This is a genomic window from Streptomyces sp. NPDC043680 (assembly GCF_056436685.1).
Genome location: NZ_JBWKCE010000036.1, coordinates 1 through 8,045 on the forward strand (window position 1 = coordinate 1; position 8,045 = coordinate 8,045).

Sequence of the window (8,045 nt, forward strand, 5' to 3'; positions counted from 1 at the left end):
GGCCCGACCCGACCCGACCCCGACCCGACGCTGCTCGATCCCGCCATCGGAGGCAGTCAGTCGGCCCGGACCGCACGCGGCTGCACCGGCACACCACCGCAGTTGAAACGGGACTGCACCCAGTTGAAACGGGACTGCACGCAGCTGCACGCGGCTGCACGCGGCTGCACGCGGCTGCACGCGGCTGCACCGGCACACCGCCTGGAGTTGAAACGGGACTGCACGCGGCTGCACCGGCACACCGGCACACCCCCAGGTTGAAACGGCACACCCCCGGATGGGTACACCACGTCCGGCACACCCCCGTCCGGCACACCCCCGGGATGGGTACACCACGTCCGGCACACCCCCGGGATGGCCTGGCGGGATGGCCTGGCGGGATGGGCGACGGCCGGTGGAATGACAGGCGGGATGACCAGGACGACTTCACATGAACTCCGAACTCACCTCCCCCATTCACCCCCAACCAGCAAAAGACCACCGGGTGATGGCTCTGCGGATTGGCCGCCTGCGCCGGAGCAGCCACCTCTCCGTATATGGGGGCCGGAGGTCGAGACGTGTGCAGACGGCAGGGGGCGCGTACCTCGGATTCAGTTGGTCTGATCGGCTGTGTCGAGCTCTGGAGGGTTGCTGCTGGCGACAAATCGGGGCTCGTTACCGGTGCCTGATTTTGTGCCAGGTGGGTGGAACCGGAGGAGCGGCTGCACGGACCCGGGGTGCCTCGCTCCCTCCTGTGCGTGGCTGCCGTCACCTCAAGGTCCCTCGGTCATGGTCGACAAGAAGGGTGCGGGCTCAGCTACTTGAGTTGTGGCGTACGCCATAACCTGACGTTTTGCCCGTTTGTGCCAACGATTTAAGTGTGACGTGTGTCACATGATGCAAGGTGCTCCAACAGGGGTTGAGTCCCTGGAGGTCTAGACATCCGTGGAGCTAGCCCAGTAAGCGGAATCCAGCACATCAGCTTGCTATGCATCCTTGCAGGGGCCCGGAGGGGATCGTCATGATCGTTAGGCAGGGTGTGGCGCAGGCCACGTGGCTCGAGATAGGTGGGTCGACCACCGCGCCCGGCACCGCTGCGGAGAGGATTGGCCCATGACCCGCCCGATGCTGACCCAGCGGGAGGCCGCCGACGCGTGCGGCGTCAGCCGCTCCACCATCCGCCGCCGCCGCGAGGCCGGTGACCTGCCCGGCTCCTACGAGGACCCCAAGCGCGGCTGGATGATCCCGGTGGACGCCCTGCTGGCCGCCGGGTTCCGACTCAACGCCCCCGCCCCGGCGGACCAGCCCGACCCGGCCCCGGCCGAACCCGCCACCCCGGCCGCCGGCGACCGCCAGGACGCGGGCGCCCTGCGCGCGGAGCTGGACCGCATCCGCGCCGAGCACGCCCTGGCCCTGGCCGAGGCGCGGTACGGGCGGCAACTCGCGGAGGCAGAGGCCGAGCACCTGCGCCGCGAACTCTCGGCGCGGGCCGCACACATCGCCGACCTCCAGCGGACGGTGGAGGCGCTGATGCCCGCCCCGGAGCGGACCGCGCTCACCCCGCCGCCGGGCGGCCCGACCGTCCCCGGCCAGACCCAAGGCGAGCCGGCCCCCACAGCGGAACCGCGTCGGCGGTGGCGGTGGGGCGGGCGGCCCTGACCCGGTAGACGACGGCGGGCGGCACCCCGACCTAAGGGGTGCCGCCCGCCGTCATGTGCCGGGTCAGGACTGGGCGTCCATCATCAACTCGAACGACGTCGCCTGATACCCGTCCAGCAGCCGACCCGCGGCCGCCTTGCGGATGTCACCGGCTGCGGTCTGCCCGATGTTCAGAACGCCCATGATGTGGCTGAGCGGGACCGCCCCCACCTGCTCGTCAGCCCTGTTCGGGTCGACTCCTGCGGCCAGGAGCATCCGCGCCACCTGCCTCTCGTTGCGCTCACGCGGGGACAGGCGGGCGTAGTCCTCGGCCTGCTGGGCCCGCGCCTCGACCATCGCCGCCTCGTACCGCAGGTCGGCGGCCGCCTTCTCGGCCTCGGCGGCCGCCTTCGCCGCCACCTTGATGTCCGCCTCCGCACGCTCCGCGTCCGCCTTGGCCCTGACCTCCTCCGCCCGCCGGCGCTCCGTCTCCGCCTTCGCCTTCACCTTCACGAGGCGCTGGCGCTCGGCCTCCGCCTCGGCCCGCTCCGCCTCCTCGGCGGCCTTGGCCGCCCGCAGGCGCGCGGCCGCCGCCTCCTCCGACTCCAGTGCCTCGGCCTCCACCTGCGCCTGTCGCTCCACCGCCGTGCGGAGGTGCGCCGCCTTCGCCTTCGCGGCCGCCGCCTCCGCCTCCGCCGTCGCGCGGGCGGCCTCCGCCGCCGCCTCCGCCTTGGCCTTCGCGGCCTCCGCCTCGGCGGCCGCCGTGTCCTTCCGGGCCGCCTGCTCATGCGTGGCCACCTGGACGTCGGTGTCGTCCGCCAGCTTCGCCAGAGCGTCCTCCTTGGCCTGCCGGCGCAGCCGCTCCGCCTCCGCACGCTCGCGTTCCGCCTCGACGCGGGCCCGCTCCGCCGCCTCGGCGCGCCACCTCGCCGGGAGCGCCAGTGCCTCCTCCACGGTGTAGCCGCGGGGCGCCATCGTCATCGGCAGCAGCTGCACCTCGGTCGCCCGCGACAGGTCTCCGCCCAGCTCCTGGGTCAGCCACACCCGATAGCCCTCCAGCGCCTGCTCCCGCTCCACCATCTCCGGGTAACTGCGCACCACGGCCAGCCGCATCCGCCGGTACAGGCGCGCCGTACGGACCGGGGACAGCACCCACCGGTGCAGTGGGACCCGGTCGCTCGCCGTGCCGTCCTCCAGCTGCGCGGCGTGCACGATCAGGCGCCGGGCGCCCTCCACCCCGACCACGAACAGAACCGGCATCAACGCGTGCCACAGGATGCGGACCGGGCCGGCCACCTGCGCGCCCTCGGCGGCCGCCTTCACCACGGTGCCCGCGGCCGCGTTGATGAACACGGTGGCCGCGGTCATGGCGTGGGCGCCGAACCTAAGCAGCGGCCAGGGGATACGGCGGCCCGTCAGGTACAGGTCCAGCGCCAGGAACCCGACGATCGCGCCGTCGATGCCGATCGGGATCCACGGGGCCAGCCACGGCGCGAACCCGGCCGCCTCGGCCATCGCGGCCAGGGTGCTGTACGACGCGGCGAACCCGATGATCGTGACCGGGATCATGCCGATCAGAGCGGCCGTCGCGAGCAGCCGCGCGACCCGACGGGGCACTGCGGCCCCACCCTGAGGGGCGGCCACCGTGGCCGGGTCCGGGTGGCCGGTGGCCGGGGCCACGGCCACCCCCTGGCCGCCCTCCCCCGGCCGCCCCCGGCCGCCCTTACGCGGCGGGGGCGGAGCGCCCTCCGGTCCGCCCGGAGCACCCGGCCACGTGGCCGGAGTGGCCCCGGCCGTGGCCGGAGTGGCCGGGGCCACGGCCACCCCCTGGCCTACCTGCTGGCCGTCCGTCAGCGTGTCACTCATCCCGGCAGTCTCCCCCCTCTCACGCGGAGCCGGAGCACCGCCCCGCCCAACCGGAGCGGTAGCCGGTCCTACCGGAGCGGCGTTGGTCGGTCCGGGGTGGGGGCCGGGCGGGTAGGTTGCGGTGTACGTCACGGGGACCTCCGTGGTCGTGGTCGGGATCGCATTGCGGTCTCGGCGGGCGCGGGCCGGGAGCTTCCTTCTCCCGGCCCGTCGTCGTGTCAGGCCCGGTTGCCGGTGTGGGCCTTGCCCCACCACTTCGCCGTCGTGTGCGTGACGAACGTGTTGTTCGTCGTGGTCGTGGTCGTCTGCTGCGCGCGGCGCCCGGCGGTGCCGAGCACGGCGACCAGGGCCAGCGCCCACAGGACGCCGCTGGAGCCGATCGCGGCGAGCGGGGCGAGGATCTGGCCCAGGCCGTAGCCGACGCCTGCGGCGGCCGCGCCGGTCCCGGCCCCGGCCGCGAGGACGAGCTGGGCGCGGGAGTCGATGAGGGGCTGCGGGGTCAGGTCCCGGGGCATGGTGGCCGGCACCTGGGCGAGCAGCGCGTCGGCCTGAGCGCGGGTGACGGGCGTCATCGCGCCGTGCCCGTCCGGGACCCACACGACGGCCTCCGGCTGGTAGGCGGGGGCGGGCAGATAGGTGGGGGCCGCCGGGACGGGGAGGTGCCGACCGGTGGCGGCGGGGTGCGGGGCGTAGGGGTGGGACACCACACGTCTCCTCACGATAAGTAACTGTCAGAGGGATGTCAGAGCGAGGGATTTCTGACAGTCAGAGCGACTGTCAGGGCTGTCATCAGCGGTTTTCCGTGACTTCTCTATAGGCCCCGGGCGGGCCTGACTGTCGAGAGTCAGGCCCGCCCGTGACTATCAGGACGTCACTTTCCGTGATGGCTAGGCAGGGACGAGCGGGGACTGCACGATCGTGTAGGAGCCGTGGGCGTCGTGGCGCAGGACGCCCGTCTCCACGAGCCGCTTGAGTTCGCCCTGCATCCACGGGCGCTTGCGGCCGGCCGCGACGGTGGCGGGGATGAGGTCGGCCGGCTCGAACTCCAGCCGGTTCGCTCGCACCCAGCCGTCCAGCTCGACGTAGAGGATGTGGCGGGCCTCCTCGGTGGAGCAGCGGTCCCGCACCTCGAACTCCATGCCGCCCTCGGGGTCGGCCTCGGGCACCTCGTCCTCCAGGCCGAGCCCGGCGTAGTCGGCGTCCGGCTCCGGGTCGGCGGGGATCTGGCCCATCACCTCGTCGTAGGCGTCCTGCAACTCCATGGCGGCCTGCTCCTCGATGTCGCTCATGTCCTCGACCTCTGGGTCGTAGTGGGCGGCGTCCGGGACCGGAGCGGCCACAGGTCGTGCCGGAACCCCGGCGGTGGTGCGGTTGGTGCCCCGGTGGGCGCGCTGGGCGTAAGCCTGGCCCAGCGCCGTCGCGGTGACCTCGTCCAGCGGGTCGCGGTAGGGGGCCGCCTCGGCCACCAGGGCGGCCAGCACGTCCCGCTCGGTCAGGCCGGAGCGGGCCTCCATCGTCCAGCGGCCCTCCGGGATGCCCATGCCGGTCGAGAACGCGTACCCGGGCCGGTCGCTGCCCCAGGCGGGGATGGCGCCGGCTGCGGTGACGCGGTCCGGCAGACAGAAACTCGCGTCGCCGGGGTCGTCCACCCCGAAACACGCGGTGGCCTGGAGGTTCGCGCGGACGTCGGTGGAGACGTTGGTCCAGGTGGCGCGCTGGAGGCTGACCACCAGCCAGATCCCGACCGACCGCGCGGCGCGGGCGATCTTGTCGAGCTCGTCAAAATCGGCGAGGTCGGCGGCCTCCTCCAGCCACACGCACACCGCGTTGAGGGAGGACTCGGGCGTCCACTGGTCCAGGCCCTCGGTGGCGAGCTGGTCGCCGCGGGCCTTGATGGCGGCCGGCAGGCTCTTGAGGAGCCGCTTGGCCTCCTTGCTGTCGGTGATGAACCAGTCCAGGCCGTCCCGGATGTGGCCCACGGTCTGGCGGCCCTTGGCGACGTCCACCAGGAACACCGACATCCGGGCGCGGGTCATCAGGTGCACCAGGACGCTGCGGGCGAACTCGGACTTGCCGGCGCCGGTCACGCCCATCACGAGCAGGTGCTGGAGGATGTCCGCGCCGAACGGGTCGATCAGCCACGCCTCCCCGTCCGCGTACAGGCCGACCGGGATCGGGTGAGTGGGGAGCAGCCCCAGCGCGGACGGCATCGCGAACGGGACACCGCCCTTGAGGAGATCGGCCACCCGCATCGAGATCGTGCCGCGCGCCGCGTTCTCCGGGTCGGGGGTGACGATCACCCCGGACGGCGGGACGTGGAGGGCGGCCGCCACCCGCGCGGTGGTGCCCTGCACGTCCTCGATCGTCTTGCCGGGCTCGACCTCCACCCGCGCAGCCACGGTGCCCTTGCCTGACCCCTTCGGCTCCTTGACCTTCACCTTCTCCCAGCCGATCGCCTCGGCCAGCGCGGCCAGACCACCGGAGTTCTCCTCGGCGGCCTCGCCGGCCGCGCCGTTGCGCATGATCTGCCGCAGGTTCCAGGAGAGGGCGAACAGGCCGCCGCCCATCAGCCACAGGTCAAGCATCGGCCGGCCGAGCGGACCTGCCGCCGTGGCGGCGGTCAGCCACCCCATCCCGGCCGCCACCGACGTGGTGGCCTGCACCCGCCGGAACTTCGCGAACTTCGAGCCGCCCGGGGTGGTCTTCCACACCACCCCGGCCATGGCGGCCCCACCGATCGCGAGACCGGCGGACGCAAGACCGGCCGACAGCGGCGCGTCGCCCCACATCGCGTTCGTCGCGTACCCGGCCACCGGCGGCAAGAGCGCCGCGCTGACCCACGGCGACACGTACGGCACGGCCTTGCCCACCAGATAGGCGGCGATCCCGGCTCCGCCCCGGCCGACCGGCACGACCTCCGTCGACGGCACCGCCGCCGGCGCGGCCGCGGCTGCGGCCGTCTTCCTGCGCCCGGCCATCACTCGTCCCCGATCGTGAACTGCCGACGGGGAGCCGTCTTGCCGGACCTGCGCTGCTTCGCCTCACGCTCCGGCCGCACGAAGTGCCGGTCGAACGCGTACGCCATCTTGAGCGCCCCGACACCGAGCGCCTTCGCGGCCTCCGCCGACACCTTCAAGTGCGCCGAGACCAGTCGCGCCTTGACCCGCGACGACGCGCCGAACGTGTACCACTTCCCCTTGTAGGTGGCCAGCGCCCCGTTCACCTCCTCGGCCCGCATCCCGAGGATGAGGTGCAGCTCCCGGCCCAAGTGGTTGATCGCCTTGGCCAGCGCCAGGATGTCCTTGTCGGAGCGCAGCTCGATCCGCTCCACCTGGTAGATCAGGCGGTCACCCTGGTGACGCTCCGACGAACTACCGCCGACCGACGTGTTCCCGGCGCCGCCCTGGCCGCCGTTCCCGCCCCCGCTGCCCTGGCCGCCGTCGCCCTGGCCGCCGAAATGCACGTTCAGGTTCCGCGTGGTGCTCCTGCTCCGCGACCGGGAGTTCGTGGTCCCGCCGACAGGACCGGCCTGGTCCTGCGGCGGCGTGTACTGCGGCTGCGGCGGGGCCGACTGCGGCGCGTACTGCGGCTGCGGCGGCACGAATCCCTCGTCGGCGGCCCAGTTGTACGGCCCCGTGGACGTCGTCATCTCAGTTCTCCTCGTGGATGGTGGTGGAGCCGAACCAGAGCGGCAGACGGATCTGCACGAGGTCGGTCTCGGGGTCGTCGCAGGCATCCTCCGCCCGCTCGATCAACTCGTGGGCCGCCATGAACCGGGCGGTCGCCAGAGCGGCGTAGACGTCGGTGGGACCCATCCGGGTCCGGGTGAGGAGCTGGAGCGCGACCCTGCCGACACGGGCCAGCCGCTCGAAAGCGGCCATCCCCCGATCCAGCAGCGCGATACGAAGCTGTCCGTACATCAGCGCCGCCCCGTTCCACGCGCCGTGACGACCCAGCCGACCGCCACCACGCCGAACACGAGGGCGGTGGAGACGTTCAGCAGCACCTGGTTGGCGGACAACGCCGCCCCGACCTCGATCCCGAGCAGGAACACGGTCACCAGCCGCACAACCGCCCACATCCGCGCCGCGCCGCCCATCACTGGCCCCCCGCCAACTGCGCCTGCCGGGCCAGCTCGGCCGCCATCCGGGCCGCCGACTCCTGCGCGGCCAACAACGCGTCCTGCGCCGCCTGCCGCGCCGCCTCCACCGCGTCAACCACCGGGTCGTTCACGACCACCCCGAGCAGGCGGTACACGGTGCGATGCGAAATCCTCTTCATGTCGGTACTCCCTCGCCATCACGTCGGGTCCGACAGCCAGTCCGACGCGCCAACGTCGGACCGTGTCCCATGCACTTGATGCGCCTGGGCACAGACGGCCCCTGGCGCCAACCAGGGGCCGTTCTGGCTGATGTGACATGACGTTAGGGACTGACGACACGACTGTCAAGATGGTTTGCATGGCTCGGAGTCGCCCCCGAGGGCGTACTTCTTGACACCGATAGCCTGTAATGAGGCATCAGATCGGGAGGAGCTGACCATGAACGCGAGCGCCATCGTGG

9 protein-coding genes are annotated in these 8,045 nt (G+C 72.5%); 2 read left to right on the forward strand and 7 right to left on the reverse strand.

The features are described 5' to 3' along the window. Positions 1-261, forward strand: a 261-nt coding sequence (locus AC0666_RS33620) for a hypothetical protein (protein WP_478709074.1), incomplete at its 5' end; no start/stop codon positions are given. Between the two features lie 831 nt (positions 262-1,092). Beyond that, entirely contained in the window at positions 1,093-1,638 is a 546-nt protein-coding gene (locus tag AC0666_RS33625) for a helix-turn-helix domain-containing protein (RefSeq protein WP_478709075.1), read from the forward strand. Between the two features lie 63 nt (positions 1,639-1,701). On the opposite strand, the gene AC0666_RS33630 is transcribed toward AC0666_RS33625, so the two are convergent. The 7 genes from AC0666_RS33630 to AC0666_RS33660 all read right to left on the reverse strand — a co-directional run bounded on the left by AC0666_RS33630 (position 1,702) and on the right by AC0666_RS33660 (position 7,764). Continuing rightward, positions 1,702-3,483 (reverse strand): DUF2637 domain-containing protein, encoded by a 1,782-nt coding sequence (locus tag AC0666_RS33630; protein WP_478709076.1) that lies wholly within the window; start codon positions 3,481-3,483, stop codon positions 1,702-1,704. 218 nt (positions 3,484-3,701) lie between these two features. After that, positions 3,702-4,187 (reverse strand): hypothetical protein, encoded by a 486-nt coding sequence (locus tag AC0666_RS33635; protein ID WP_478709077.1) that lies wholly within the window; start codon positions 4,185-4,187, stop codon positions 3,702-3,704. A gap of 183 nt (positions 4,188-4,370) precedes the next feature. Continuing rightward, positions 4,371-6,461 carry a P-loop NTPase family protein gene (locus AC0666_RS33640; RefSeq protein ID WP_478709078.1) on the reverse strand — a complete coding sequence of 697 codons (2,091 nt, stop codon included), beginning with the start codon at positions 6,459-6,461 and terminating at the stop codon, positions 4,371-4,373. After that, positions 6,461-7,132 carry a hypothetical protein gene (locus AC0666_RS33645; protein WP_478709079.1) on the reverse strand — a complete coding sequence of 224 codons (672 nt, stop codon included), beginning with the start codon at positions 7,130-7,132 and terminating at the stop codon, positions 6,461-6,463. Before AC0666_RS33645 ends, AC0666_RS33640 begins: the two co-directional genes overlap by 1 nt. Position 7,133: 1 nt before the next feature. Further along, entirely contained in the window at positions 7,134-7,403 is a 270-nt protein-coding gene (locus AC0666_RS33650) for a hypothetical protein (protein WP_478709080.1), read from the reverse strand. Continuing rightward, positions 7,403-7,552, reverse strand: coding sequence for a hypothetical protein (locus tag AC0666_RS33655; RefSeq protein ID WP_478709081.1), 150 nt, complete (start codon positions 7,550-7,552; stop codon positions 7,403-7,405). Before AC0666_RS33655 ends, AC0666_RS33650 begins: the two co-directional genes overlap by 1 nt. 29 nt (positions 7,553-7,581) lie before the next feature. After that, positions 7,582-7,764, reverse strand: coding sequence for a hypothetical protein (locus AC0666_RS33660; RefSeq protein ID WP_478709082.1), 183 nt, complete (start codon positions 7,762-7,764; stop codon positions 7,582-7,584). Positions 7,765-8,045 lie beyond the last annotated feature (281 nt).

Coding starts and splice junctions, on each gene's coding strand:
- AC0666_RS33625 (WP_478709075.1), top strand. CDS start 1,093: ATGACCCGCCCGATGCTGACCCAGCGGGAGGCCGCCGACGCGTGCGGC.
- AC0666_RS33630 (WP_478709076.1), bottom strand. CDS start 3,483: ATGAGTGACACGCTGACGGACGGCCAGCAGGTAGGCCAGGGGGTGGCC.
- AC0666_RS33640 (WP_478709078.1), bottom strand. CDS start 6,461: ATGGCCGGGCGCAGGAAGACGGCCGCAGCCGCGGCCGCGCCGGCGGCG.
- AC0666_RS33645 (WP_478709079.1), bottom strand. CDS start 7,132: ATGACGACGTCCACGGGGCCGTACAACTGGGCCGCCGACGAGGGATTC.
- AC0666_RS33650 (WP_478709080.1), bottom strand. CDS start 7,403: ATGTACGGACAGCTTCGTATCGCGCTGCTGGATCGGGGGATGGCCGCT.
- AC0666_RS33660 (WP_478709082.1), bottom strand. CDS start 7,764: ATGAAGAGGATTTCGCATCGCACCGTGTACCGCCTGCTCGGGGTGGTC.